At 60.8% G+C, this 25,746-nt stretch carries 23 protein-coding genes; 16 read left to right on the forward strand and 7 right to left on the reverse strand.

The features are described from left to right. Positions 1–657: 657 nt before the first annotated feature. Positions 658–1,017 (forward strand): hypothetical protein, encoded by a 360-nt coding sequence (locus AC6H1L_RS07850; protein WP_497600968.1) that lies wholly within the window; start codon positions 658–660, stop codon positions 1,015–1,017. Positions 1,018–1,257: 240 nt separating this feature from the next. Here AC6H1L_RS07850 and AC6H1L_RS07855 read toward each other — a convergent pair whose 3' ends face one another. Continuing rightward, on the reverse strand, positions 1,258–1,602 hold the full coding sequence (locus tag AC6H1L_RS07855; RefSeq protein ID WP_497600969.1) for a hypothetical protein: 345 nt from the start codon (positions 1,600–1,602) through the stop codon (positions 1,258–1,260). A 105-nt stretch (positions 1,603–1,707) separates the two neighbouring features. Here AC6H1L_RS07855 and AC6H1L_RS07860 point away from each other — a divergent pair, with 105 nt between their 5' ends. Further along, the gene (locus AC6H1L_RS07860; protein ID WP_497600970.1) at positions 1,708–2,517 is read left to right on the forward strand and encodes a hypothetical protein; all 810 of its coding nucleotides are present in this window, start codon (positions 1,708–1,710) and stop codon (positions 2,515–2,517) included. 710 nt (positions 2,518–3,227) lie between these two features. Next, the gene (locus AC6H1L_RS07865) at positions 3,228–4,058 is read left to right on the forward strand and encodes a hypothetical protein (RefSeq protein ID WP_497600971.1); all 831 of its coding nucleotides are present in this window, start codon (positions 3,228–3,230) and stop codon (positions 4,056–4,058) included. 697 nt (positions 4,059–4,755) lie between these two features. Here the strand turns inward: AC6H1L_RS07865 and AC6H1L_RS07870 are convergent. Further along, complete coding sequence (locus AC6H1L_RS07870; RefSeq protein ID WP_497600972.1) at positions 4,756–5,721, reverse strand: hypothetical protein; 966 nt, start codon at positions 5,719–5,721, stop codon at positions 4,756–4,758. Then, positions 5,700–6,611 carry a hypothetical protein gene (locus tag AC6H1L_RS07875; RefSeq protein WP_497600973.1) on the reverse strand — a complete coding sequence of 304 codons (912 nt, stop codon included), beginning with the start codon at positions 6,609–6,611 and terminating at the stop codon, positions 5,700–5,702. Before AC6H1L_RS07875 ends, AC6H1L_RS07870 begins: the two co-directional genes overlap by 22 nt. A gap of 526 nt (positions 6,612–7,137) precedes the next feature. Between AC6H1L_RS07875 and AC6H1L_RS07880 the strand changes: the two genes are divergently transcribed. From AC6H1L_RS07880 to AC6H1L_RS07915, 8 genes are all read left to right on the forward strand, one after another. After that, complete coding sequence (locus AC6H1L_RS07880; RefSeq protein ID WP_497600974.1) at positions 7,138–7,422, forward strand: hypothetical protein; 285 nt, start codon at positions 7,138–7,140, stop codon at positions 7,420–7,422. A gap of 113 nt (positions 7,423–7,535) precedes the next feature. Next, entirely contained in the window at positions 7,536–8,060 is a 525-nt protein-coding gene (locus tag AC6H1L_RS07885) for a hypothetical protein (RefSeq protein WP_497600975.1), read from the forward strand. After that, positions 7,961–9,328, forward strand: coding sequence for a hypothetical protein (locus AC6H1L_RS07890; RefSeq protein ID WP_497600976.1), 1,368 nt, complete (start codon positions 7,961–7,963; stop codon positions 9,326–9,328). Before AC6H1L_RS07885 ends, AC6H1L_RS07890 begins: the two co-directional genes overlap by 100 nt. A gap of 187 nt (positions 9,329–9,515) precedes the next feature. Continuing rightward, positions 9,516–10,847: a hypothetical protein gene (locus AC6H1L_RS07895; protein WP_497600977.1), complete on the forward strand. Its 1,332-nt coding sequence runs from the start codon at positions 9,516–9,518 to the stop codon at positions 10,845–10,847. A 310-nt stretch (positions 10,848–11,157) separates the two neighbouring features. Then, on the forward strand, positions 11,158–12,768 hold the full coding sequence (locus AC6H1L_RS07900; protein ID WP_497600978.1) for a hypothetical protein: 1,611 nt from the start codon (positions 11,158–11,160) through the stop codon (positions 12,766–12,768). A gap of 438 nt (positions 12,769–13,206) precedes the next feature. Next, positions 13,207–13,626 (forward strand): hypothetical protein, encoded by a 420-nt coding sequence (locus AC6H1L_RS07905; protein ID WP_497600979.1) that lies wholly within the window; start codon positions 13,207–13,209, stop codon positions 13,624–13,626. A 10-nt stretch (positions 13,627–13,636) separates the two neighbouring features. Next, on the forward strand, positions 13,637–15,001 hold the full coding sequence (locus AC6H1L_RS07910) for a hypothetical protein (RefSeq protein ID WP_497600980.1): 1,365 nt from the start codon (positions 13,637–13,639) through the stop codon (positions 14,999–15,001). Positions 15,002–15,342: 341 nt separating this feature from the next. Then, positions 15,343–16,101, forward strand: coding sequence for a TolB family protein (locus tag AC6H1L_RS07915; protein ID WP_497600981.1), 759 nt, complete (start codon positions 15,343–15,345; stop codon positions 16,099–16,101). 433 nt (positions 16,102–16,534) lie between these two features. Here the strand turns inward: AC6H1L_RS07915 and hemH are convergent, their stop codons facing one another. The 4 genes from hemH to AC6H1L_RS07935 form a co-directional block, all read right to left on the reverse strand. Next, positions 16,535–17,518 (reverse strand): ferrochelatase, encoded by a 984-nt coding sequence (hemH, locus tag AC6H1L_RS07920; RefSeq protein ID WP_497600982.1) that lies wholly within the window; start codon positions 17,516–17,518, stop codon positions 16,535–16,537. Between the two features lie 140 nt (positions 17,519–17,658). Further along, a complete protein-coding gene (gene hemE, locus AC6H1L_RS07925; protein ID WP_497600983.1) occupies positions 17,659–18,750 on the reverse strand; it encodes a uroporphyrinogen decarboxylase in 1,092 nt (363 codons plus the stop codon). A 278-nt stretch (positions 18,751–19,028) separates the two neighbouring features. Beyond that, entirely contained in the window at positions 19,029–19,811 is a 783-nt protein-coding gene (locus tag AC6H1L_RS07930) for a class I SAM-dependent methyltransferase (RefSeq protein ID WP_497600984.1), read from the reverse strand. A gap of 63 nt (positions 19,812–19,874) precedes the next feature. Beyond that, positions 19,875–20,987: a dipeptidase gene (locus AC6H1L_RS07935; protein WP_497600985.1), complete on the reverse strand. Its 1,113-nt coding sequence runs from the start codon at positions 20,985–20,987 to the stop codon at positions 19,875–19,877. A gap of 455 nt (positions 20,988–21,442) precedes the next feature. Between AC6H1L_RS07935 and AC6H1L_RS07940 the strand changes: the two genes are divergently transcribed. The 5 genes from AC6H1L_RS07940 (at position 21,443) to AC6H1L_RS07960 (ending at position 25,672) form a co-directional block, all read left to right on the forward strand. Beyond that, entirely contained in the window at positions 21,443–22,378 is a 936-nt protein-coding gene (locus AC6H1L_RS07940) for a metal ABC transporter solute-binding protein, Zn/Mn family (protein ID WP_497600986.1), read from the forward strand. Between the two features lie 120 nt (positions 22,379–22,498). Next, positions 22,499–23,365: a metal ABC transporter ATP-binding protein gene (locus AC6H1L_RS07945; RefSeq protein ID WP_497600987.1), complete on the forward strand. Its 867-nt coding sequence runs from the start codon at positions 22,499–22,501 to the stop codon at positions 23,363–23,365. Between the two features lie 43 nt (positions 23,366–23,408). Next, positions 23,409–24,260, forward strand: coding sequence for a metal ABC transporter permease (locus AC6H1L_RS07950; protein ID WP_497600988.1), 852 nt, complete (start codon positions 23,409–23,411; stop codon positions 24,258–24,260). Between the two features lie 53 nt (positions 24,261–24,313). Then, positions 24,314–25,204 (forward strand): metal ABC transporter permease, encoded by an 891-nt coding sequence (locus tag AC6H1L_RS07955; protein WP_497600989.1) that lies wholly within the window; start codon positions 24,314–24,316, stop codon positions 25,202–25,204. 102 nt (positions 25,205–25,306) lie between these two features. Next, positions 25,307–25,672 carry a translation initiation factor gene (locus AC6H1L_RS07960; protein WP_497600990.1) on the forward strand — a complete coding sequence of 122 codons (366 nt, stop codon included), beginning with the start codon at positions 25,307–25,309 and terminating at the stop codon, positions 25,670–25,672. Positions 25,673–25,746: the final 74 nt, after the last annotated feature.

Genomic DNA, 25,746 nt, shown 5'->3' on the forward strand with positions numbered 1-25,746 from the left:
GCCGGTTGCCGCTGTTTCAAAGATTCATCCCAACTACAGGAAGGTAAACGATGACTACCAGCGTTCAGCTCGTCAGGGGTGGTTTTCTTACTCACCCTACAATTCCGCTCTCTAGCTTCCACCTCCATTCAGCTACCTCCGTTCCCTGCCAGCCAATGACGCAGGCTCCACCCAGGCTAGGCTACACTAAGCTTTTCTCCTCCGAGGGAAGCCTTCCCAGCAAGCATCAAGAGCGAGGCTTCTCCTCTTTCATCTCCTCCAGAGCGTTGCCCACTGCATCAATGGCATCTTCCAGCAAATGCCGCTCACCTGCAACAGTCTCTTCTACGTCTAGCAAGGGACAAGGGAGACAACGTGCACCAGACGTTCTTTGGCCCCCTTTCTCTTCCCCGTCACTCCCCTCTTGCTAGCCTATCATCAGTCACCTTGATAGCCTCAGACACTTCTCTTTCTACTCTTTCTCCCTTCTCTCCCCTATCATCCCACACCTCTTGGGCTACCTCATCATTAATCGATCTATTGACATCTCTCTCTCGGCTTCTTATTATTTACATAGTAAGTTGTCTTACCAACCTGAAGCCTGACTTCGGCCAGGTTCTCAGGCCTTCACTACTCATCACTTTACTACTGATCACACGTAGCACAGGAGCATTAGCTATGGGCTTCACATCGTCCTCTCACCCTGATAGCCTTCAGCCTGTTTCTTACTCTTCCTCCCAGATACACCGGGCCGCAGCTCGCATCCTGGCTGAGGTCGGTATCGCTACCCAGCAGCACGACGCCACCTGGCGGCAGATACACGACTGGCTCACGGATAAGAAACAGGTTGATCCTGCATGGGCCAACGTCATACTCACCTGTCTCGTCCCCTATGCCCAGCGCCTGCGCGCCTCCTACGACTGGCTCTCCGACCTGGCCAGCGCTCTCTTCGCCGCTGCCGACTTCCTCGAGGGCACCGACCAGCAGATGGCCAACTCCTTCCAACCCGGTCCCGCCCACGGCGGGTTCGTTCCCTAAGCCATCTTGCTCACCACCCCCTTTACCCAGGCCTGATCACGCTCACCAAGGAGGTTGCCCATGTTCACTCCCTCTAGCATCCCAGACACCAGCACTAGTGACGACCCGATCCAAGTGCAGGCTCAGACCCAACTCACGATTCTTGACCCCCTGCGCTCCTTGCGCCAGCAGGTGACCCCCCTCAACCAGACTCATATCACCTGCGTCCAGAACTGCGCCAACGCCCTGAATGCCCTTCTCTCAGCCACCGATCGCCAGGGGCACCCTCTCATGCACGGAGCAGGCGCCGACGCCCTGAGAACTACCTTCGGCAAGTTCAACGACGCCGCCTATCAGCTCACTGGGAAGGACCCCACCACGCTCGCCGGACGCCTGCTGCTCGCCTCCCAGCTCAGCGAGCATACCGCTGACGACCTGGACTCTCAGATCCAGACCAGCATCCAGCGCTGGCAGGACAGGCAACAGCACCCCTCGCCCTTTATCGATCCCCAGGACGACAACCGGCGTACCGCCAGTCAGCTCAAGGGAATCGTTGCTCAGTCCCTGGCCCTCTATCAGGCTCAGATGGGCAGCGGACCTGATCAAGAACCCCTGCCGGCTCTGCCCCCCCTCCGTGATGCTGACGATTCCTTTGATATCTTCACAACCCAGTTTGGGGACCAATTCCCTCCGGAGTTTAGTGACCTCAGCATGGCTAGGAACCAGACCACCTACTACGATGCGACAGGCAAGGCTCATGTCCTCCCTCAACCTCAACCGGATGAGATTTCGACAGCAGCCATGTGGGCAGGTGAACCAAACGGGTTCGTAACTAATGGAGATTATAACAATGGCGGAGTGTCCCTCTTACGACTCTCAGGCCTAGTTAACCCGGATGAAAATGATGAGGTTTACGCTGTTGGACTACAGGGGCTGATCAATCTGAGGACACGATTCCTAGACCCCTTAGTTGAATGGATGAAAGATGCCCTTCAAGATCAGGATAATGATGCCATCAATCTAAGCAGATGGGGAGGAGTTCTATCCGGAGCGTCAGGTCTACCTAGCATGCTCACAGGATTAAATAAGCTTAAAGCTATTAAAGGTGGACTTATTTTTACATCAACTTCCGGAGGAGCAATAGGAGACTTAATGAATCTAGCCTCTATCTTACAATTGCAAGGTGCACATATCGTACAATTTCGAACCAAAGAGGATATTGATAGATGGTACAACAATTGGTTGTATAATAACTACGATCCTTTATTTAAATATTTGAAATATCACGTTCCACCAAAAGATTGGAATAAATACGTAATCCGCCTAACTGAGTATGATGCCTACGAGGAGAAGACTAGAGCTACCGCAGTTACAGTCTGTGAGGAAAATCCAGTGACTCATAAGCCTCAAGGTTGCTCATTAACAAATATAGTAACAACATATACTGATTATAACAGCCTTGCAGGAGCATCTTTCAAAATGTCCTTATATTATGTCCCATCGGGTGAGGGGAAAGGCTAGGACCCTTCAGCCTCGCAGGTACAAAAGACGTACTCAGAGCCTGGCACTGCTCAATGGACAGCTTGACAGCAAGGGAATGGCTGGAGCGAATGACTGGGACTGGTTAGCTCGTGGTCACCGCCGCTGAAGGCCGTTACACGAGGGGCAGGAGCAGGCTGCTAGTCTCCAATTCGGCATTGGACTGGTTGCTGCGCTTTTATGGCCATTGTCCCTTTCGCTCCTGTAATCTTTGCCCCAGTCCACTGCCAGTCACAGCGCCTGCTCCCGCGTTGCTCAGTCTGCCCTTCTTCCATCCTTAATAGTATCTATCATTAGCATCAGTCAAACCAGAACATATGTTGTTTTACTTCATTCACACAGTGGGTCGCTCCGCCAGTCTGCACAGTCCACAGGTGAGACATCTCTGAGGGAGCGGCAAATCACGCCAGTACGACTGCCTTGCCAATCTGGCCAGTGTTCCGCTTGAATGAGAATGGTGATTGGCTTGAGTACGCTGATCAGCGGATGGCTCACTGTTCAGCAGGCCCCTCAATCCACGTGCTCACTTATGCCCTGCCTGGCTCCTCCTGGAACTTACCCATATGTATCTCTCATGGCCCCTCTGCCCCCACCCCCCAGAGACCAGTGTCAGTACACCGCTTCTCAGCCTCAGCTCTAGGTGCACCTATCCAGCAGCAGATCCTTCCCCCCTGCGCGCCTTCCGCCAGCAGGTGGCACCGCTCAATGACACGCACATCACCTGTGTTCAGAACTGTGCCAAGGCGCTGGCTGCCCTCTTGGAGGGCACGAGCAGCAACGGCCTGCCGCTCATGCAAGGCGCCGGCGCAGATGCCCTGGCTGATACTTTCAGCCAGTTCCTTGACAGTGCCCAGCAGCTCACTGGCAGCACGCCGGGCGAGCTACTCAGGCGTCTGTTCCTCGCCTCCCAAACCAGCGAGCGCCGCGCTAACGACCTAGAGAATGATCTCTCTCACACTCTGCAGTACGCGCCGCCGGCCGTGCTAGCCGCACCTGATGTGGACGCGAGTGTTCCACTGACTGCTAGCACTGATGGAGCAGCCGCAGCTGCTGAGGGCTTGAGCCTTGAGACGATAGCCGCTAGCGCTGATGGGGCAGCCGCCACCCTGAGTGCTGGCGCGGTACTGCAGGGAGGTCTTGACATCCCCTGGGATGCAGTAACTGTGGCGGTGGGCCTTGTAGCGCTTGGGTTCACTGCAGCCGTGGCGTTCAGCACCGCCCCACAAGTCACAGCCGCACGCGAGGTTGAGACTCTGGAGGAGATCGAGGCGAACAATCGTGAAGCCTATTCCTCTGACATGCAGACCGGCCCCGATCAGGAGCCGCTCCCTCCCGAGCCGCCCTCTCCCACGGGGCCGCAAAGCCCCTTTGGCAAGTGGGTCTTGCTTGTCACCGCCCTAGGGGTTACAGCTGGCCTAGGCCTCTCAGGAGACACTACTCCCTCTGATCTGGCCCAGATCTTCCCGATGATCTCGTGCAGAAACCATGTAGCCAGCTTAGCCCAGAGGAACGAGCCCTGGTGATTGATAACTTGATCCAGTCGTTTGGCTGTAGTACCATTGACTGGGAGCGCTTTCTCAACGCGCACGGCAATTTCACCGTCCGTCAAGCCAAGTACTACCTGGAGGTCCTTTCCCAGATCCAGGCCGTACAAGAAGAAGCGACCCGGGTGGCGAACCAGTATGGGTCTGACACGGTGGGCAATCTGCCGCAGAGAATAGCTGACCTGCTGAACAGAATGCTCCGTTTCTTCTTCGATCCAACGGTGCTTTTCGAGACCATACAGGGTGTGGCCGGTCAAATCAAGGGAGTCTGGTACGAGCTGAGCTGGATTGAGAAGCTGTGCGGCCAGGGACAACAAGTCAGGGGACCCAAAGACCAGGAGATCAATGGCGTGGAGACAGACATCGACCTGACCATTAATGGCGACACTCTCGTCGAGCTAAAAAGCAGCAGTTTGATCGGACCGAAAGAGATCGGTGACCTGCTGGATCAGATCGAGAGGGTGTTCACCTACGCCAAACAGCACAACATTCACACAGTCGAGTTCTACTTCGAACGAGCCAGCATCGACGACCGTATCCGAGCAACGATCGAGCAGGAGTCTCAGGCAACCGGCATCTCCTTCCAAATCCATCTCGGCATGCAGGTTGACCCCTATCCCCGGAGCACCACCTGGTGCAGTGATCCCTCCTTGCAGACCACTCCAACCCCATCCAGTCAGCCTACACAGACTCCGCCCCCTGGCAGCACCGGCCCAGGCCCCTCTGGCCCCCCACTCTCGACTCCCACGCCCACGCCCAGCCCCTCCCCTACTCCCCGGGCTGTCCCTACACCGCTGGCGCTCCCATAAGCAACTCTATCATCCATAGCACAGGAGGTTTGGCCATGAGAGGATTTACAAGCAGCTATCTCCTCTTCCCAGCCCGCGACCTGAGCCGCCAGCAGGTCCTGCAGCTCCTGCTCGCCACCTGCCAGCACGGTGGCTCCCTCCAGTTCAAGCAGCACACGTCGAGACTCCAGCTCTCTGCTCCCGCCGCCAGCGCACCGGCTGCCCTGCCCTTCATCACCACGCTGATCGACTGGGAGGAGGACTGGTTGGATCTCTCCGTCTTCCACATCGACTTCAAATTCATCAGGCTCTCCCTCCTCGATACTCCCCCTGACTTCCCCCCCGACTATCTGCTCTCTTGCATCCACCACCTCGGTAACCTCGGCGGGGAATACGAATATGTTCCCCCCTTCGTCCTCGACGCCTGGACCACCGCCTGGTGCCAGCTCTGCGACGCCCTCCAGGTCAGCGCCGGCTGGCTGCTTAGCCTGGGCAACAGCTCCTATGCGACCGGCTATTTCCCAGAGGCTCGCGAACGCGTTGAGCAATGGCCTCGCGACGCCCGCGCTCGCCAGCTCGCCCCCCTGCTGCAGGCCGCCCTCGACCAGGACTTCTGGCTCTTCTACCTCGGCCCCGATCTGCTCCAGCTCCCCGAGGCCGGCCCCCTCTTCGAGTCCTTCCTCTCCTCCCTCCACCAGCGCCAGCAGTGGTTCCCCGAGGAGGGCCTCTCCTGGCAGACTACCCCTCGCGGCGGCTTCTTCCTCCGCTGGGGACCTTCCTTTTCTGGTCGCCCCAACACGCCTACCAGCCCCGTGCCCGGCGGCGGCTCCGGCTACGCCTTGCTCTCCCTCCACCCTGATCCTCTCTCCTTCAGGACGACTTTCTCGGGCGCACCCACCCCCCCCTTCATCCTGCCCTGTGCCACCTCCTGCTCTCCCTCCATCATCACCAGAGCCTCCTCCTCGGAACCGGGGGCTTCTCCCAGTTCTGCTACGGCCATATCGAGCCCTCCTGCTCCTTCTTCAGCCCACAGAACCTGCAGACCCTCTCCCCCGAGGACCTGCTCGCCCAGGCCCGCCTTACCTGGGCCTGGCAGCTGCGCTTCGCTGACATCCCCGCCATCTTCGCCCAATGGACCACCATCTGGGACGACCTCGCCCTCGAACAGCTCTGGGACCCCCAGGCCCTCGCCCGCCTCTCCCCTGAGCAGGAAACCGCCTTCGCCCTGGCCTGGGCCTCCCTCTGGCACCAGCACCAGGCCCCCTACGCCTTCCTCGTCCGCCTCGGCTTCCACGAGGACGCCCGCCCCTGGCTCCGCTTCGCCTTCGAGCAGGTCCCCCTCCTGCGCCAGCCCTCTCCGACCTCCCTCGACCCCCTCCTGCAGGACAGCGCCCGCTTCCACTGGCTCACCTTCCTCGGCTCCCACCTGCTCCTGGCCCTTGACCCCCCTCAATGGCAGGCCCTCCTCCTGCGCCTCTGCCAGCAGGACGCCCGCCTCTTCCTCCTGCTCCCTCAGCAGCCTCCCTTGGCCCTCTCCGACCCAGCCGCTGCCCCCTCGGCCCCCGTCCCCGGCAGCAGCCTGCTCCTCCTGCGCTCCCGCTTCGCCCCCGGCCTCGACCCCGACTCCTTCCTCTCCCAGTACCAGCAGGAGATAGCGCTGACCAGCCAGCGCCAGTGGTGGCGGCCCCCGCAGAGCCAGCCGCAGCGCACGGGCTAATCCCACCACCAGCCAACCGCTCTGCAACTCAGGGCGTGATCCCTTCCCGTGCACCCCCTCCACGTCTCGCTGGGGGCGAGGGACATGGCCTACGCTCGCCGCCCTCTCGCCCCTTCTTCTCTCCGCCTTCCTCTCGCTCGCCTATCCCTGATGATCACCTTAGATCTACCGAGCTATTCAATCAGCCGCTTCTGCCTCCTCACTTGACATCATCTTCAATACCCTATAAATTCAGGGATCTCCTTCTTACGGCTCAGCGGCGTCCTCAACGACAACGAGTATGATGACATTTACGTCATTGGACTCGATGGCTTGAAGAGCCTCTTCGAGAGATTCTTTTGCGCGGCTTCGCCCTCGGGAAAGCCTGCCCTCTGGCACTCGCGCTCAGCTCTCCCCTCCCACCTGATCCGCTCCTGTGCCCCTCTCACAATCGTTCCGTTCCCCTCGCCTCTCCCTGCTCTCTTGATTCGTCATCATCCACCGTGTATATTCCTTTCTATACAAGGCCTTGACCAGCGCTGGATACGTTCTTGCCGAGCTGCAAGCCAGCAATGTGCCCCAGCCACACGAGATCGACGACGCGCTGGGCCAGCTTTCCAGGCTGGTTCCATACGCCAAGGTCAAGGGCAGCAGCGCAGTCGACTGCTCCTTCCGAGGAGACCGCATCAGTGACAGCACGCCCGCTCAGATCGGGGAGCAATCTCAGCAGACCGGCATCCCCTACCAAAGCTATTTCACCATGCCCGCTTCCTCTTCCTTCGAGGAGCTTCAGAGTTTCATCTGGTGCAGCTCTATCCCGACTCCCACCCCCACGGTCGTGGGCACGGCCACACCCTAGGCTCGGTAACGCTTGCTCAGACACGCGTGCCCTTCCCTACATTCTTCCTAGTCTTTCGTGTTTCGCTCAGCAAACCTGGCTCAGAGACATCCTTTATCAGGAGGCTCGTTTGTATGGAAGACTATTACTGCACCAGTCGCCTGATCATCCCTCGCCAGGGACGCAGCCGGCGCCAGCTCCTCTCTGACCTCTTGCGCCTCTGGTACCCTTACTGCGTCGCTCTCCGCTTTCGCGAACCTGATCACTACCGGCTCCATCCCCACTCCCTGGGCCACGACCTCGGCCATGCTGATCCCCTCCTCGCCTGGGAACAGTTCCCTCACCTGGCAGAGGGTACGATCGAGCTCTCTCTGCTCGACATCCCCCTCGATCTTCAGATTCTCGAACCCTCCCCGATCTGCTTCGAGGTCACCCTTGGCATCCGCACCAGCTACTTCGAGACTCGCTCCCCCTATACTCTGCTTCCTCCCGAGCATGTCCAGTGGTTCATCGACTCCTGGCTGCTGCTCTGCCACTCCCTGCAGGCTCGGCTGCTTGGGTGCCCGTCTTCTACTTCTCCTCCATCAATGACCTCGCCGACCAGGAATTCGCCGCCTGGCGCACCGCCGCTCTCAACCGGAAGGCCAGCCTCCTCCTGAACGGGCTCCTGGCTGGGGCCTGCTGGCTGCTCTACCTCGGCCCCGACCTGCTCCAGCAACCCGCCACCCGCCAGGCCCTCGCCTCCTGCGAAGCCTCCCTCGCTGCCGAGCAGCAGCGCCTCTCTCTTCCCCCCGACTCCATCGTCTTTGGCTCTACCCCCGCTGGCGGCTGGTTCGTTCGCCACGGTTTCACGCTGAAAGGCCCCATCCCTTCTGGTTCACCCGCTCCCATGCCCCAGAGCGGCAGAGGCTTTGCCCTGCTGGCCCCTTCCGATTCCTCCCCCCACCAGCTTTGGGAGCAACGCGCCCGCTCCCTCCTGCTCTCCCTCCTCCATTCCCTCCACCAGCACGGCTCCCTCCTGGCCCGTGCTTTCTCCGCGCCCCTCGCTCGTCTGGGGCAGGTCCTCCCTCTCCAACACCACACCGACAAGCTGTTCATTCAATCCCTTCCCTGGGAAGCCTTTATCCCTGCCACAAACGTACCTGATCCACTTAGGGCCTCCTGGGAAGTGCAACTCGCCGACGTCCCCGGCCTGCTCTCCCTCTTCCTCACCTCCTTCGGCGACGTCACCCTCGACCTGCAATGGGAACCCGAGCCACTCGCCCGCCTCTCCCCTGAGCAGGAAACCTCCTTCGCCCTGGCCTGGGCCTCCCTCTGGCACCAGCACCAGGCCCCCTACGCCTTCCTCGTCCGCCTCGGCTTCCACGACGAAGCCTGCTCCTGGGTCCGCTTCGCCTTCCGCCTTCTGCCCCTCCTGCGCCGGCCCTCCCCGGCCTCCCTCGACCCCCTCCTGCAGGAGAGTTCGCGCTTCTACTGGCTCACCTTCCTCGGCTCCCACCTGCTCCTGGCCCTTGACCCCCCTCAGTGGCAGGCCCTCCTCCTGCGCCTATCCCAGCAGGACGCCCGTCTCTTCCTCCTGCTCCCTCAGCAGCCTCCCTTGGCCCTCTCCGACCCAGCCGCTGCCCCCTCGGCCCCCGTCCCCGGCAGCAGCCTGCTCCTCCTGCGCTCCCGCTTCGCCCCCGGCCTCGACCCCGACTCCTTCCTCTCCCAGCACCAGCAGGAGCAAGAGCTGATCCGCCACTGGTGGCGGCCCCCTCAGTCACGACCCGCTCGCTCCCCCGTGCCCACGCTCCACCTCTCCCTCGGGGAGCGCCCGCTCTCCCTCCCTCGCACGCGCTCCCCTTCCCTCTGGCTGCACTTGCCCCTCTTGACCCTTCAAACCATCCGTGCTATACTCAACTCGACTCATTCACATACATCACCCTGACATCTTACACCAGGGCAGCCACTCCTCTCCCCACGAGGACCCGGCTCGGCTCAGCACAGCTGGCCGCCACACCGCCGGCCTCCTCCACCTGGAGCTTCCGCTCCGGCACTGGAGTGCTTCATCACCTCCGTCCCAGCCTGCCTGCCCGTTCTGTCTATTATCTACACCAACCAAAGGAGGCTCTCAGATGCTCTCTTTCCCTTTCGACCTCACCGCCTTCCTCTACCTGCCGCGCCGCGGCTCGGCTCCCGATCCTCAGTGGCGCAGCTGGCTCCTGCATCGCCTCTGGCTGGCCGGCTTCTCCCTCTCCTCCACCGGCTCCCCCTCCTGGGAGGATGAGCAACACCAGCCTGTTACCATCCTCCTCGACCAGGACGCCGAAGAGCAGCTGCAGACCCTCCCTCTCGCTCAGCTCCTCTCTCACCTGGCCGACTACCCTCGCCTGCGCCTCTCCCTCTTCACCCTCTCCCCACACCCCCAGTCCTCTTTGCCTTTCCTCCTCACCATCGATGAAAGCGGCCTCTACGGCTATGAAGAGCAGCCCCGCCCCACTCAGGAGCGCCTGCTCGCTCGCCTGGAGCTCCGCCTCGGCTCGTCCTACCTCGACCCCTATCTGTATGAGAGCCAGCCAGGCCTCAGTCCCGCCAGCCGTCTGCTCCCAGCCGCCCAGCAAGCCCTCCTGGCCTTCGTTCATCTGAGCAGGCGGCTCGCGGAGGAGACCGGCGCCCTCTGGCTGCAAGCCGACGCCCCCTGGGACGACTTCTACCCTGACCCCATCTACTACGTGCGCCTGGAGCAGCAGCTTGCCGCGGGTCAGCTCCCCCCCTTGCCAGACTGGCCCTGGCTGGTCCTCCTGGGCCCCGATTTCGCACGGGCGGCTAGCGAGCGCGCCCTCCTCCCCGAGCTGCTGCAGCAGGGACGCTGGCTCCAGCGCCTCCCCTCGGGCGCCTTGCTAACCCTGGCCTGGCCCCCAGACTATAGTTTCAACGCCGCCATTGCCAGCGTCCTCCTCTCCCGAGCCTTCCACTGGAACGAGCTGCATGAGCGAAAGTATCTACAACTCTTCCCCTGGTATCGGCGAGCCGAGCAGTTTGGCGAGCAGAGCAACCTGCGCCACTTTCAGAAGATGAGGGAGGAGCGAGAGGATCTAGTAAGCTTCGGCCAGCCCTGTGACCTGAAGCTTATCATTGAAGGCGCAGCTGCAGATAGGGTTACCAAGTCCCTGGGCCTGTCGAATGAAAGTGAGGAAGAAGAGGACGGCTACTCCTTCGCCTCCCGTCTCTCCAACCTGAGAGCGGGCGACAGGGAAGGCGTGTGCCTGGAGCTGCTGCCCTTTACCGAGGACCTGCACACCTACCAGGACGTGGAGCGCTGCCTGGCTGTTCGCGAACGGCTCCTGGAACGCTACCAGCAGCGGCTGCTCGCCGCCGGCTACCAGGATGTCCATCTGGTCAGGCGGGATGAAGCGACGGAGGCAGACAAGGGGCCTGGCGACGCCAGCCCGCCCGGCTCGCACTGAACCAGGCAGCGTCAGGCTTCGGGCCACACTAGCGGTGCTGCCCCGCTGCTCAACCCGCGCAGACGGCCAGGGCGAACAAGGGTGTTTCCTCCCCAGGACTTTGCCCAGCCAGGCCACCCGTTCCCTCTCTCTCAGCACCGGCACAGACCAGCACAGGCCGCTCCGCCTACGCTACACCGTGGCACGTCTTGGGTAGGGTAGAACAGGAGGCGCTTGACGGGATAAGCGAGGCCCTCCGTCAATATTCACTACCGTCCGCGTTGTTAAGAAGATCAGGCTTGAAGCTTCATTTCAGCAGGAGGCTCTTGAGATGGCAAGGTATTATTGCATCGGCCATGTGATCATTCCCCACCAGGGGCGCAGTCGCCGCCAGCTTCTGCACAACCTCTTGCGCCTCTGGCACCCTTACTGCGTCGCTCTCAGGTTCCGTGAACCCGCTCACTCTGAGCGTCATACCCACTCCTCGGGCCACAACCTTGGTCACGCCGACCCACTCATCGTCTGGGAGCAGATTCCCAACCTCGAAGAGGGAGAGCTCGAAATTAAGCTGCTCGATATCCCCATCACTCTCCAGATCGGCGAACCTTCTCCTACCTGCTCCGAGGTCATCCTCAAGATCGATGGCTACTACTTCGATTCTTACTCCTTCTACAATCTGCTTCCCCCTGAGCATGTCCAGTGGTTCATCGACTCCTGGCTGCTGCTCTGCGAGTCCCTGCAAGCCCGCGCCGCCTGGCTCGCTGGCTTCTCAGAGGACTGTCTGGATGGCACAGCCCAGCGGACACTCACCCTGTGGCGCTCTGCGGCTTTCCGACGCCAGGGTCATCTTCTCCTCAAAGAGGCCGGGGTCGAGTGTTGGCTGCTCTACCTTGGCCCCGACCTGCTCCAGCAGCCCGCCACCCGCCAGGCCCTCGCCTCCTGCGAAGCCTCCCTCGCTACCAAGCAGCAATGGTACCCCACTTCCTCCGAGTTCATCGCCTTTGGCCGTACCTCTGCCGGCGGCTGGTTCGCTCGCTCCGGTTTCAACTTCTGGGGTTCTTTTGCAGAAGCCCCCACACCTATGCCCCAGGGCGGCAGAGGCTTTGCTCTCCTGGCCCCCACTGACTCCTCTCCCGACCAGCACTGGCCCCAACGCGCCCGCTCCCTCCTGCGCTCCCTTCTCCTCTCCCTGCACGAGCACCACTCCCTCCTCGCTCACTGTGTTCTCACTGACAGCCACTTTGAACGCCTGGGCCAGACCAGCCCACTGGACAAATCCTTCCACTATACCCCCGTTCACTCCCTCCCCTGGGAAGCTGTCCTCCAGCTCCTCGACTCCCCTGGTCCCCACCCAGTCTCCTGGCAGCTCCAGTTCGCCGACGTCCCCGGCCTGCTCCATCCTCTCCTCACTTCCTTCGGCGACGTCACCCTCGACCTGCAGTGGGACCCCCAGGCCCTCGCCCGCCTCTCCCCTGAGCAGGAAACCTCCTTCGCCCTGGCCTGGGCCTCCCTCTGGCACCAGCACCAGGCCCCCTACGCCTTCCTCGTCCGCCTCGGCTTCCACGACGAAGCCTGCTCCTGGGTCCGCTTCGCCTTCCGCCTTCTGCCCCTCCTGCGCCGGCCCTCTCCGGCCTCCTTCGACCCCCTCCTGCAAGAGAGTTCGCGCTTCTACTGGCTCACCTTCCTCGGCTCCCACCTGCTCCTGGCCCTTGACCCCCCTCAGTGGCAGGCCCTCCTCCTGCGCCTCTGCCAGCAGGACGCCCGCCTCTTCCTCCTGCTCCCTCAGCAGCCTCCCTTGGCCCTCTCCGACCCAGCCGCTGCCCCCTCGGCCCCCGTCCTCGGCAGCAGCCTGCTCCTCCTGCGCTCCCGCTTCGCCCCCGGCCTCGACCCTGACTCCTTCCTCTCCCAGCACCAGCAGGAGCGAGAGCTGACCCGCCAGTGAGGGAGAGCGAGCGGCCCCCGCAGAGCCAGCCGCAGCGCACGGGCTAATCCCACTACCAGCCAACCGCTCTGCGACTCAGGGCGTGATCCCTTCCCGTGCCTCCCCTCCACGTCTCGCTGGGGGCGAGGGACATGGCCTACACTCGCCGTCCTCTCGCCCCTTCTTCCCTCCTCCCTCCTCTCGCTCGCCTATCACCGACGATCACCTCGGATCTGCCGAACTATTCAACTAGTCACTTCTACCTCCTCACCTGACATCATCTTCAACATCAAGCCTACCTGCTACTTCATCGAGACGTTGACTTTTCTCTATTCACCCTTTTATCATTGTAGAGAGCGAGCCGCTTCACCGACCTGAAGACGGCGGCAACCCAGGCAAACGGCTTACCCTAGCTCAGCAATGTCACTGCTGATCAAGCCTAGTACAGGAGAAGCACGTATGGGCTTCATTCGACCTGTAGGACCAACCGATAGCTCCTCCAGCGCTAACGTTGTTTCATATTCTCCCGAGCACATGCGTCAAACGGCGGCCCGCATTCTGGCCGAAGTCCATAACGCCTCCCAGCAGCACACCACCACCTGGCAACAGGTACAGAACTGGCTCAACACCGAAGTTGATCCTGAATGGGCTGATGTCATGCGCGCTTGCCTCGCCCCTTATGCCCAGCGCCTGCACGCCTCCTACGCCTGGCTGACCGATTTGGCCCAAGCCCTCTTTGCCGCCGCCGACTTTCTGAACGCCACCGACGAGAACCTGACCAACGCCTTCCAGCCCCTCCCGCGGCTTTGCCCCCTAGACTCCACTACCCCCTTTCCACCCAGCGCTCTCGCCGGATCTGGCTCGTTTACTTTTCCCTAGGAGGTCGTCCATGTTCGCTCCCAACACTTCTTTGGATACTAGCGTCAGTCACGACCCTATCCAACTACAGGCCCATGTCCAACTCAAGATCCTTACCCCTTTGCGCTCCCTACGCCAGCAGGTGAGCCCCCTCAACCACGCTCATATCACCTGCGCCCAGAACTGCGCCTCCGCTCTGGCCACTCTCTTTTCGGGCTCCGATCCCCTAGGACGTCCCTTCATGAAGGGGGCAGCCGCCGAGGCCCTAGCCACAACCTTCGGCCAATTCATCGATGCCGCCCAGCAGCTCGCCGGCAGTGACCCCAACATGCTCCTCGGACGTCTACTGCTCGCCTCCCAGATCAGCGAACGCACCGCTGACGACCTGGACTCCCAACTGCAGCCCCCTATCCAGCACTGGCTGGACAGGCAACAGCATCCCTTACCCCTCGGGAATCCTGATCCCCAGGGTGACAGCCAGCGCACCACCAGCCTCCTCCAACAAATCGTAGCCAGTGCACTCGCCAGCTACCAGGCCCAAATGGGCAATGGACCTGATCAGGAGCCGCTCCCAAGTCTGCCGCCCTCACCCCTTGATCCCAAGGGCAGCTTTGGCTACTTCCTGACCCAGCTCAGCCTGAGCCTCCAGACAGCTACCTCGCACTGCCCCCCCTGCAACGATCAAGATTGCACGCTTACCTTCCCTCCTTCTCGCCCTGGCGAGAAATCCCATACCTATACGCTCGCTGCTCTCCGGGCCAACCCCAGCCTGAGAAAGCAATTTCTGGAGGATTTCTACAGCACCTTCGCCCCAGGTTACGGCCAGGCTGAAATAGACTTTTGGACGTATTTGGATAGCTCCCACCGCTTAAGCAAACATGGAGGCTACTGGGACTTTACTGACTTCGCTCTGATCCAGGACCAGTTTTTTGCCGCCTACAACACCCTTTACCACCAGCAGGCCCAGAATGCCCGCGTCCAGAACTGGATGAACTTTATTACTCACTGGAAAGCCAATGAAGAGAACGGCAAACGCACCGAGAACGAGGCCGCCTGGTGGCAAGCCCATAACGCCAGCATCAACTACGGCGACCAGCAGGCGCGCGACAAGGGACTTGTTGGTCAGGAAAGCATACTTGAACAGCTTTTCATCAAAGAAACTGTCACTGTCATCAACACTATCCCCACCCTACCCGATGGCGCCACAATCTTCAGCCCTCGCTCCAGGCTTACCGGCCTGCTCGCTCAAATCTACTATCCCAGTGATTATAATGATTTTTCAGATGCGGAAGCTTTTATCAAGCAAGAAGAGACTGTTGGGCTTGCTATCACTAACCCAGTGGCAGCTTCTCCACTGATCGAGCTGCTTATCAGAGTCAGGGGCACCGAAGGTTAAGCATAAGGAGGCTACGCATGATCAGAAACAATCACAGAGTCCTGCCCTCCAGGTCCACCCTGCAGCGCAGGCAGGGTTTCCGCTCCTCGCAGCCCATTCCCCCCGCTCTTGAGGAGCGAGCCGCTGGCCAAGAAGTCAGGCTTCAGAGGCCGGCCCTCCTGCCCCTTGAAATCTTCATATACTATTTATCTGGGATCTTACTCTCTTTATTACTACTATCATGCAGCAATACTTCTCAGGCACAGTGGCGACAATTCGGGTCCGACAGTCTCTTTTCTTCCTTCCTCTTCAGCGCCTGGTCCCCTAGCAGCCACTGGCTGGCCGTTTTAGATAACCATCAAGTGCAAATCCTGCGCCCCGATGGCCAGTCTGCCAGCTTATGGAACGCTGACGCTTTCTGCGACCTAGACCCGCCCGGTCCCACCTTCAGTTGGTTGTCGGGCGACCGTCTGGTCTGCCTCGACCGGGCTGAAAGCCACTACCTGTGGTTCTCCATTGATAGCGCCGGTCACCTGCACTATCAAAGTCAGGCGCCTCTGGGTCTCTCTCTCTCCTCCTCCGATATTCCGCTCTTTCTCCATGCCAACCCGCGCTATCCACTCATTGCCCTTATCATTTTTCGTAATCAAGAGAGACTTTTTTTAAGCGACCTGCAAGGTCACCAGCTCCCGCTGCCCGCTCCCATCTACGCCACAGCTGCAAGCTGGTCCTGGGATGGCACCCAGCTCGCCGTGATCGATCAGGCCGGCACCATCACTATCTACCAGCTTGTGCAGCGCGCCAGTGGCCTGCCAACGCTCCGCTGGCTACGCCGTCTCCCTCTCCCCAGCAGCGATAGCGAACCAGTCGCCTGGTCGCCCAGTGGCCGCTGGCTGGTCTGCCGCCACGGCACCTACGAGAGCGAAGATTACCTCTTCCTGCAAGCTACCGACGGCTCAGGCCGATCGTACAAGCTCTCCTCTTCGTACAGGCAAGGTCAGCTCTTTGCTCCTGCCTGGTCTCCCGACGGTCGCCTGCTCGTCGCCACCCAGGTGAGCACGCGGACCCTCTATCAGTTCCCCGTCTCCGCCTGGATGACCCAGCAACATTTGACCCCTTGACGCCGACAGAGCCAGCCTCTCAGCCAGCTCTTCTTCGACAGCACGCCCGCTTTTCATCTTTAACCTTCTTCCTACTCCTTTGCATAATTTTCCTTGCTTGCTTATCTTACCGTTTTCACCTGTACTCATCCTGCGCCATCTCCATCTTTTCTCAAGCATCACACCACATCATCGTTCATCATACTATTGACATCTTTCTCTCTTCTTCTTTACCATTTTCATAGCAAGCTGCTTTCCTGGCTTGAACGAGAAACTCATAAAAATCCCTTCTCCAGAGGGAGAAATGAACGCAAAAGCCGGGTCAAGCGAGAGCACCAGCAGAGGCACAAGGCCAACACGGGTCTGCCGCCCTGCTGGCCCCGATGCCTCCGATGCCTCCGGTGCCCCACCGACCCGGCGCCCCCACACACTCAACACAGCCCGTCTAGCGCACTCAACCCACCTGAGCCTGAGCCGCTGACGGCAGCTCAGAGAGCGCCGCTTGCAGCGTCTCCTCCACCACCGCCGCCAGGGCAGCAATAAAGCGTGGCTCCACATTCAGCGACTCAATGCGTGCAAACTGCAAGCCGGCCTGCTCCGCTTGCTCCCGCGCCCCCACATCAATATCATAGAGGATCTCCAGGTGATCAGCCAGAAACTGTACCGGCGCCATCAACACATGCGTATGGCCCGCCGCCTTCAGCTCCGGCATCACATCAGCAAAATCCGGCTTCAGCCACTCCTCCGGCGTGTGACCAGCGCTCTGGTAACAGAAGAGCCAACGCTCAGACGGCAGTCCTACCCGCTCAGCAATGGCCGCCGCCGTCTCCTTCAGAGCCGCAATATAGCCCGGCTCCCCATCTACCACACGCTTTGGCATGCTGTGGGCAGTAAACAGCACCGGCACCCGCGCACGCACCTCCGGCGGGAAACGATCTAGCGCCTGACGCACACGGCCAGCCAGCGCTTCAATAAAATCAGGCTGCAAATGCCAATCCTCAGCCACCTTCACCAGTAGATCGGTCCGCCCCAGGCGCGCCGCCGCCTCTGTGAGCGCCCGCACATAGCCCCCCATGATGATCGGCGAATACTGCGGTGACATGATCACGCCAATCAAAACCTGAGCACCTGCCGCCGCCTCGGGGACTACATCAGCCACAAACGGAGGCGAGAAGCGCATTCCCGCCACAACCCGGAAGCGCGGCCCTGCCGGATGGCGCCGATTCAGCTCCTCCTCCACTGCCGCCGCCTGCTGCTGCGTAATGCGAATCAGCGGCGAACCACCAATCAGCTCATAACGGCGACGGAACTCCTCTACCAGCCCAGGCTCAGGCTTGCGCCCCCCACGCACATTAGTCATATAGGTCTCAACGTCATCGAGAGTGGCCGGCGAACCATAGGTCATCAAGACCACGCCGACACGCTTGACGCTCTCCATCGCAGTGTATCCCTCTCTCTTCTCTTGAGATAGGTATTCATTCAGCTCTCTCGTCTTGTTGACGCTGCTGTTTCCCTCAATCGCTGCCTGTAGGCTCCCACCAGGCGGTGAGAGCCAGCTCCGCATCACGAGACAACGCCTCATGAGCGGCGCGTCTCCTCATGCACAAATTCGACAAGCCGACGCAGCACAGCCGGATCAGCCTCAGCAGGTACCCCATGCCCAAGATTGAAGATATGACCGGGTCGGCCCGCCGCCCGGCGCAGCACATCACGCGCCCCCTCTTCGATGATCTCCCACGGGGCCAGCAGCAGCGCCGGATCAAGGTTTCCCTGAATACCATGCCCGTAACCAATGCGCTCCCAGGCGGTATCAAGATCGACACGCCAATCCACGCTAATCACATCACCACCCGCCTCGGCAAGCAGCTCCAACAGCGCGGCGTTGCCCGTGCCAAAATGAATACTCGGCGTCCCCGTCTGCTTGATCGCCGCAAAGATCCGCTGGCTGTAGGGCAGCACGTAGCGCCGATAGGCCGCCGGCCCCAGGGCCCCCACCCAGCTATCAAAAAGCTGGACCGCTGTCACGCCAGCGCGGATCTGTCCCAGCAGATAGCGCGTCACCACCTCGGTCAGCTTCTCCATCAGGGCATGCCAGAGCGCCGGCTGCCCATACATCACCGCCTTCGCCTGGGTGTAGTCGCGCGACGGACGCCCCTCGATCAAATAGCAGGCCAGCGTAAACGGCGCTCCCGAGAAGCCGATAATCGCCTTCTTTCCTTCCAGCTCGCGCCGCACCAGACGCACCGCCTCCAGCACAAAGGGCGTAGCCTCCTCTGGTTCACGCACGTGCAGCGCCGCTACGTCGCTCATGGTGCGAATCGGATGATGAATGATGGGACCAATCTCAGGCTGAATCTCCAGCGAGACCCCCATGCCCTCCATCGGTAACATAATGTCGGCATAGAGGACCGCGGCATCGACCCCGAGCTGTTCGACCGGCATCAGGGTCACTTGGGCACACAGCTCGGGCGTCTTGGCCATGGTGAGGATATCGTAGCGCTTGCGCAGTTCGCGGTATTCGGCGAGGCAGCGCCCGGCTTGACGCATAAACCAGACCGGCGTAGCGTCCGGCTCTTGCCTACGACAGGCCGCCAGAAAGCGCGCCAGCCCCGTCGAGGCCACCGCCCCCGCGCCTTCCACTTGCGATTGATGCTCTTGCTCAGTCTGCATACTAGAACGCTATCCTGAAAGCAGGAGTCCTTTCTTGTTGTGAGGATGAGGCCAGGAGATCCAACAGCTCTACCCACAGATCTCCGCCTCTGTGCCATGTCATATGATAGCGTGGAAGGAAGGGCGGCGGCAAATTTTGCAAAAATCTCCACCGCTTTCTACCAGACTGTGAGATTTTTGTAACTCCTGGCCTGCCCCCCTCCCCTAAACGCCACTCCCAACGGTCCGGCAGGCCACCGTCAGAGGGAGGATCAGTTAAAGCCTGACCAGCTCAGCTCTCAGTCAGGACAGCACGGTTTGCCCCAGGTGATAGTTGCTACTACCTCGAAGCTGAGCCGCCCACCCTGCGCAAAGGGCCTTAGCAGCTCCCACATCTCTCGCTCAAAGCCAGCCCTCTGCCGGTCAGTCAGTCCCGCCAGCGAGCTGTAGGCATACTGAGCAGCAATATAATCCTCGATGCTCTGCTGCATCAGCAGCGGCGCAGTCTGACGCTCACCAAGCTGGCGAAACAGCCCGGATTGCTCGAACTCAGCCACCAGGTTAGGCCGCAGCGCAGGCGGGCCGTCGGCGAAACGTCGACGGAGTTGACGGTACTCTTGCTGCCAGGGCATGGCCTGCTGCTGCAGATTGAGAATGGCCAGCAGGCCCCGCGGCGTCAGCATACGGGCGAGGCGAGGCAAAAGCCGTCTCCAATCCATCCAATGGAGGCTCATGCCCGCCGTCACCAGAGCATAGGGAGGCGTCAAGGCGACATCCTCAGCCCGTCCATGTATCCAGCGAATCCTCGGATCATCGCCACCAGCCAGCTCCCTGGCCCGCTCCAACATGGCTAGCGAGCTATCTACAGCATCTACGCGTTCAACAAAGGCAGCCAGCGGACGAGCGATATTGCCAGTGCCACAGCCCAGGTCAAGCACGACCCGCGGCTCATCTGTGATCAACCCCTTGAGAATGTCAAAGGTCTCCGGCGGATAGGGAGGCCGCAAATGATAATGGTCAACCAGGCGGCGCTCTTGAAAGCGCTTGACGCGCTCTCGCTCGAAAGCGAGAGAATCTTCCATTGAAGTCGCTCCTTCGTCAGATGCCTCTCTATCTTGCATAACATGACTGTCGACGGCCCAGTGTTAAGCAGGGTCCCGCGGCAGAGCGCGCTCCAGCAAACGCAGCCAGTTGCCGCCCATGATGCGCACAATATCCTCCTGAGCATAGCCAGCCGCCGCCAGAGCCTCCGCCAGGCGCGGAAAGTCTGCCACCGTTTCCAGCTCCTCCGGGGTCTCGTCGCGTCCGAAACCGCCATCGAGGTCGCTGCCGATCCCCACATGGTTAGCGCTTCCTGTGAGCTGACAGATATGATCAATGTGCTCGACCACACGCCGCAACGAGACCGGGAATGGCTGACTTCTCTTCCAGTCGCTGTAGAGGAAGGGATTGATCGGGGCCACCCCAATGATTCCTCCACGGGAGGCAATAGCGCGAATCATGGCATCGCTGAGGTGGCGCGGGCTGTCGACCAGCGCTCGACAGTTGCTGTGACTGGCGATCACCACACCGCCAAAGTGCTCTAGCGCCTGCCAGAAACTCTCTTCGGCCATGTGACTGGTATCGAGGATCAGGCCAAGACGCTCCATGTGATGCAACAGGCTGCGTCCCTCAGCCGTCAGAGGGGCGGGACGCCCGTTTCCACCACAGTAGCGTGAGCCATGCGCCCAGGCTAATCCCAGCACACGCAGGCCCGCCGCAAACCAGTCCTCGACCTCCTCGGGCCTGCGCACAGGATCAGCTCCCTCCATGAGCGGCACAATGCCAAAGGGCCGCTGCGGATCAGCTACACTGCTCTGTGACCAGGCCCCAATGAAACGCTCCAGGTCGTTCTGGGTGAGGATCATCCACACCCCGGCTTCGCGGGCTAGCTCTTGATAGTAGGCAAGCTGCTCCCGCGCTACGCGCCAGGCCCCGTCTGGATCGCGATAGGCCTGGGTGAGCCGATAGCGAGAATTCACCCTTTTACCTACGCCGACCAGGGGATAGGCGAAGAGCGTCCCGAAGACAAGCGCTATATTCCCACGGCGCAGCTCCGGTAGCCCCACCATACAGATGCCCCCCTGGGCATCCTCACGACAGTAATCAGGGTGCTCGCGGGCCTCAAGCGCGCGCGTCTCTGCTACCGATCGCCGCAGATCACGCCCCCACTCCAAAGCGTTGTAGGCAATGTCCTGATGGGCATCAACAATGAACATCTCTGGCTGTCGCTTCCTCCTCCAGTTCAGAAAAACTGCTCAAACAGCCTGCGCCAGCGCCCCTACCACACCTTCAGTCGTCAAGCCAGTCCGCTCCTCGCTCTCTCAGCAGGACCAGCAGAACAGATCGCCTTAGACTGTGGTCAGCGCTCCGCTACGCTGCTGTCGGCCATATTTCCATGATATGTCACATGCGCCACCACTGTCGAGAAAGCCAACAGTACTCATACCAGGCAGCTCGCAAGCTGTCCGCTGCCTCAGCCCCTACCCCCTCTCTCAGCCCGTGCTAGTTTTCTCGCTCTGCGTTCCCTTCTCTTCCTGCAGCGCTCGCTTGTTGAGACACTATCTCATTGACAGCGCTGTATCCAGTGTGGTATCCTCCTCAGCAAGAGAGATAGCGTCTCAATAACGCCGCAAGCTCGGAGAGGGCTTGTGATTGGGAGAGGAGAAGCAACATGCGCTTGAGAGAAGGCCGAGCGGCCCGCATCTGGCTCATCGTTGGCATCTTGCTGCTCAGTCTGCTGGGAAGCGCCTGCAGTCCAGGCGTCCTCAGCGGCAGTGGCGGCGGAGCCAGCACGGGGAAGGTTGCCATCGTCGCAGCAGAGAACTTCTATGGTGACATTGCGCGCCAGCTCGGAGGTCAGTATGTGACCGTTACTAGCATTCTGAGTGATCCTAACATCGACCCACACGAATACGAAAGCAACGTTCAGAACGCCACCGCCGTTGCTCAGGCCAGGCTTGTGATCGCCAATGGGGGCGGCTACGATAGCTGGATCGATCGCCTGCTGGCAGCGGCGCCCCAGGAGGGACGTATCGTTCTCAAGGGCTACGATCTGGCCACCGTCAAGCTCCCGGATAACGAGCACGTCTGGTACAGCCCCACCAACATCGCCGTCATAGCGCGCGCCATCAGCCAGGCGCTGCAGAAGCTTGATCCGCTCCACGCCAACAGCTACAGTCAGAACCTGCAGCGCTTCCTCAGCTCGCTCGGAGAGATCAACAACAAACTTGCCGAGATTAAAGCGCGTTATGCCGGTACGCCTGTAGGGCTGACCGAAACGCTTTTCCTCTATCAGACCACGCTCATGGGCCTGAACGTCCTGACCCCCAGCGACTTTCAGAAGGCCATCGCCGAGGGCAATGATCCCCATGCCAGTAGCGTGGTCACTGTTGAAAACCAGATCCAGCAACACCGCATCAAGGTTTTGATTTATAATGAACAGACCGCTACAGCCATCACGAGCAAACTGCGTAGCGAAGCTCAGGCGCAGCAGATCCCAGTGGTGCCTGTCAGCGAGACCATGCCGCCGGGCCAAAGCTATCAGACCTGGATGCTGGCCCAGCTTGACGCTCTAGAGACTGCGTTGCAGAGCACGCGGGCGGCCTGAGCATGTGGACGAGAATCAGCGAGCAAGCGATCAATCTGACCGGTCAGTCGTCTTGCTCGCGGTGAGCGCCTGGAAGTTAGTAGCGGACAAGTATGGCACGATAGGAAAGGAGCGCATGCAGTGAGCACGCAGCACAACCAGCGCCCTGGTTCTCTTCATCTGGCATCTCAGATGCCATTCCCCAGGGGAGCGGACCAGGAGGCAGCGACGACGCCTGCTCCGATCATTGAGCTAGAGGGAGTCAGTGTCTGCCTGGGAGGGAAAACCATATTCCAGGAGGTTACTTTCAGTATTAGCCCCGGCGAATTCATCGCGGTGCTGGGACCGAACGGCGCCGGCAAAAGCACCCTGCTCAAGGTGCTGCTCGGGCTGATCAGGCCCAGTGCGGGCCGCGTGCGTATCTTCGGGCAGCCACCGCGACGCGGCAACCAGCTCATTGGCTATGCCCCCCAACACCGCACGCTGGAGGGCGCCCTCAGTCTACGCGCACGCGATCTTGTCGGCTTTGGCCTCGATGGTCACCGCTGGGGTCCGGGCTGGTTTATCTCCGGCGGTCGGCGACGTCAGGCCATCATTGAGGAAGCTCTGGCCGAGGTCGACGCCCTGGAGCTGGCCGATATGCCTGTCGCTCAGCTCTCGGGCGGCGAACAGCAGCGCTTGCTTATTGCTCAGGCCCTCCTCAGTCAGCCGCGCCTGCTCCTGCTCGACGAACCGCTCTCTAACCTGGACATCAGCCACGAGCAAGAGATCATTGCTCTCATCGCCCGCCTCTGTCGCGCCCGCGGCATGACCGTGCTACTCGTTTCGCACGATGTTAATCCTCTGCTCCCGGTCATCGACCGGGTCCTCTACCTGGCACGCGGGCACGCCGCTATCGGCAAACCGGAGCAGGTGATCACTAGCTCCACGCTGAGCGCCCTCTACGGCGCCCCCGTCGAGGTCGTCGAGGCCCTGGGACGGCTCTTCGTCGTCGGCGTCGACATCTAATCAGGCCAGCCAGAAACGACAGCAAGGAGCCGAGGGAGGCCCTATGATTAGCTTGTTGAGTTATCCTTTTATTCAGAATGCTTTTCTGGCCGGCACCTGCATCGCCATCGTGGCCGCCGTCACAGGCTATTTCTTGCTGTTGCGCGGCCTGACTTTCGCCGGCCACGCCCTGCCTAATATCGGCTTTGCAGGGGCCGCCGGTGCAGTTTTGCTCGGCCTCGACCCACTCTTTGGCCTGCTGGCTTTTACCATCGGAGCCGCCATCGGCATCGGCCTGCTCGGGCGTAATCTGCGCGAGCGCGATCTTGCCATTGGTCTATCTATGACCTTCGCCCTGGCTCTGGGCCTGCTCTTCCTCTCGCTCTATAGCGGCTATGCCGAGCGCGTCTACAGTATTCTGTTCGGTACCATCCTGGGCATCAGCCGCCTCGACGTCTTGCTCAGCTTCTGCGTCAGCCTGCTGATTCTTGTCAGTATCCTACTACTTTTCCGCCCCTTGCTCTTTAGTTCCTACGATCCCGAGGTCGCTGCGGCCCGTGGTGTGCCTGTCCGTCTGCTGGCCATCGCTTTCCTGGTGCTTGTCGCGCTGACCATCGCCATCGCCGTTCAGATCGTTGGTGCCCTCCTCGTCTTCACGCTGCTCGTTGGTCCGGCGGCCACAGCAGGGCGGCTGGCCCTGCGTCCAGCGGCAGTTATTCTACTGGCCATCCTTCTGGGACTGCTTTACACCTGGCTCGGTATTCTGCTGGCCGTGCTCAGCGCGACTATTCCTGTGAGCTTCTTTATCGCTCTCCTCTCTTTCATGGTCTATGTGCCCGTGCGTTTTGGAGCTGGGATCTTCCGCCGGCACCCAGGGCGCCCACAGGCGCCGGCGAGCGACCCCCCCAGCCGCTAAGCGCCAGCTAAATGAAGGGAGAGTTATGTCAGATCGTCTACGAGAGGAGCGCTATGAGTATCAGTCTACTCTGGCAGCACGAGTTTATTCGGAATGCTTTCCTGGCCGGTGGCTGTGTCGCTATCGCTGCCGCCCTGATTGGCTATTTTGTGGTCTTGCGCGCCCAAACCTTCGCCGGTGAGGCCCTGACCGACATTGGCTTCACCGGAGCCACGGGGGCCGCCCTGCTTGGTCTCAGTCCCCTGCCCGGGATGCTCGTCTTGAGCCTGCTAGCCGCACTCGCCATCGGCCTGCTCGGCGAGCGCCTGCGCGGGCGCGACATAGAGATTGGTATGGTTCTTTCTTTTGCCCTTGGCCTGGGCGTTCTCTTTCTCAGCCTCTATGCAACTAGCAGCGGCAGCCATGCCAGCGCCGGCGTTGGCATCCTCTTTGGCTCCATCCTCAGCGTCAGCCGTGGAGACGTCTGGTTGGGCCTTGCCTGCGCCTTCGGCTGTGGCCTGGCCTTGCTCATTCTCTATCGCCCGCTTCTTTTTGCCTCCATTGATCCCGAAGTTGCCGCAGCGCGAGGTGTGCCTGTGCGCCTGCTTTCCGTGCTTTTTTTGCTGCTTCTCGCCCTTGCCACGGCCATTGCTGTGCTTGTCATTGGTGTCCTTCTAGTCTTTGCCTTGCTGGTGGCGCCCGCCGCCGCCGCTGAGCGCCTTAGCCCCTCGCCGGCGGGCGCCCTCCTGCTCTCCGTTCTTTTCGCCCTTGGCAGTACCTGGGGCGGCCTGCTTATCGCTTTCCTCGGGCCGGGGCAGCACCTGCCAGCCAGCTTCTGCATCGCCACACTGGCCACAGGCTGCTATGCCGGAGCCGCGCTGAGCGTCCGCCTGCGCCGCCGTCGTTCCTCACAGCAACCAGCTCAACCACCACACCCTTGCAAAGGACGGCGAACTGCCGCCTGAAGCGAGCGCGGTCAGGTCGCGCTCTTAGCAGAGGGAGAGCCAGGCGCGAGCAGTCAATCAAGGGAAGAAATACATACAAAAGAAAGGAAGAAAAGCATCGCCATGCCAGACCGTCTCGTCTACAGTACCGACAGCGGACGAGTCACCCATTGCCCCGTCTGCCATCAGCCTTACCGCCACTGCCGCTGCGACAGTGGTGATCAGCCAGCCACGCCGGGCCTTCCCAGCGGAGGAGGTCTACGCGTCAGCCGTGAGCGGGCCCAGCGCGGTGGCAAAACGGTCACCGTGATTCGCGGCCTGTCCGGCAGCCAGAGCGAGCTGGAGGCCCTCGCTCGCAGCCTCAAGCGTCTGTGTGGGGCGGGTGGCACCGTTAAAAATGGCACTATTGAAATTCAGGGCGACCACTGCGATAAAATCCTGGACCATTTGCAAGCATTGGGCTACCGGGTCAAACGAGCTGGCGGCTAAGGCAGTCAGCAAACCTCTCTCAGCGCGTCTCCCCGGCCCTTGCTCGCCCCAACATGAGTCTACCCAAGATCAGG

Source organism: Thermogemmatispora argillosa (genome assembly GCF_059696725.1).

Bases quoted from the DNA above. Each gene is read 5' to 3' on its own strand.
- hemE (WP_497600983.1), bottom strand. From the start codon at position 18,750: ATGCAGACTGAGCAAGAGCATCAATCGCAAGTGGAAGGCGCGGGGGCG.
- AC6H1L_RS07950 (WP_497600988.1), top strand. From the start codon at position 23,409: ATGATTAGCTTGTTGAGTTATCCTTTTATTCAGAATGCTTTTCTGGCC.
- AC6H1L_RS07895 (WP_497600977.1), top strand. From the start codon at position 9,516: ATGCTCTCTTTCCCTTTCGACCTCACCGCCTTCCTCTACCTGCCGCGC.
- AC6H1L_RS07960 (WP_497600990.1), top strand. From the start codon at position 25,307: ATGCCAGACCGTCTCGTCTACAGTACCGACAGCGGACGAGTCACCCAT.
- AC6H1L_RS07910 (WP_497600980.1), top strand. From the start codon at position 13,637: ATGTTCGCTCCCAACACTTCTTTGGATACTAGCGTCAGTCACGACCCT.
- AC6H1L_RS07885 (WP_497600975.1), top strand. From the start codon at position 7,536: ATGGAAGACTATTACTGCACCAGTCGCCTGATCATCCCTCGCCAGGGA.
- AC6H1L_RS07935 (WP_497600985.1), bottom strand. From the start codon at position 20,987: ATGTTCATTGTTGATGCCCATCAGGACATTGCCTACAACGCTTTGGAG.
- AC6H1L_RS07955 (WP_497600989.1), top strand. From the start codon at position 24,314: ATGAGTATCAGTCTACTCTGGCAGCACGAGTTTATTCGGAATGCTTTC.
- AC6H1L_RS07900 (WP_497600978.1), top strand. From the start codon at position 11,158: ATGGCAAGGTATTATTGCATCGGCCATGTGATCATTCCCCACCAGGGG.
- hemH (WP_497600982.1), bottom strand. From the start codon at position 17,518: ATGGAGAGCGTCAAGCGTGTCGGCGTGGTCTTGATGACCTATGGTTCG.
- AC6H1L_RS07930 (WP_497600984.1), bottom strand. From the start codon at position 19,811: ATGGAAGATTCTCTCGCTTTCGAGCGAGAGCGCGTCAAGCGCTTTCAA.
- AC6H1L_RS07850 (WP_497600968.1), top strand. From the start codon at position 658: ATGGGCTTCACATCGTCCTCTCACCCTGATAGCCTTCAGCCTGTTTCT.
- AC6H1L_RS07940 (WP_497600986.1), top strand. From the start codon at position 21,443: ATGCGCTTGAGAGAAGGCCGAGCGGCCCGCATCTGGCTCATCGTTGGC.
- AC6H1L_RS07860 (WP_497600970.1), top strand. From the start codon at position 1,708: ATGGCTAGGAACCAGACCACCTACTACGATGCGACAGGCAAGGCTCAT.
- AC6H1L_RS07905 (WP_497600979.1), top strand. From the start codon at position 13,207: ATGGGCTTCATTCGACCTGTAGGACCAACCGATAGCTCCTCCAGCGCT.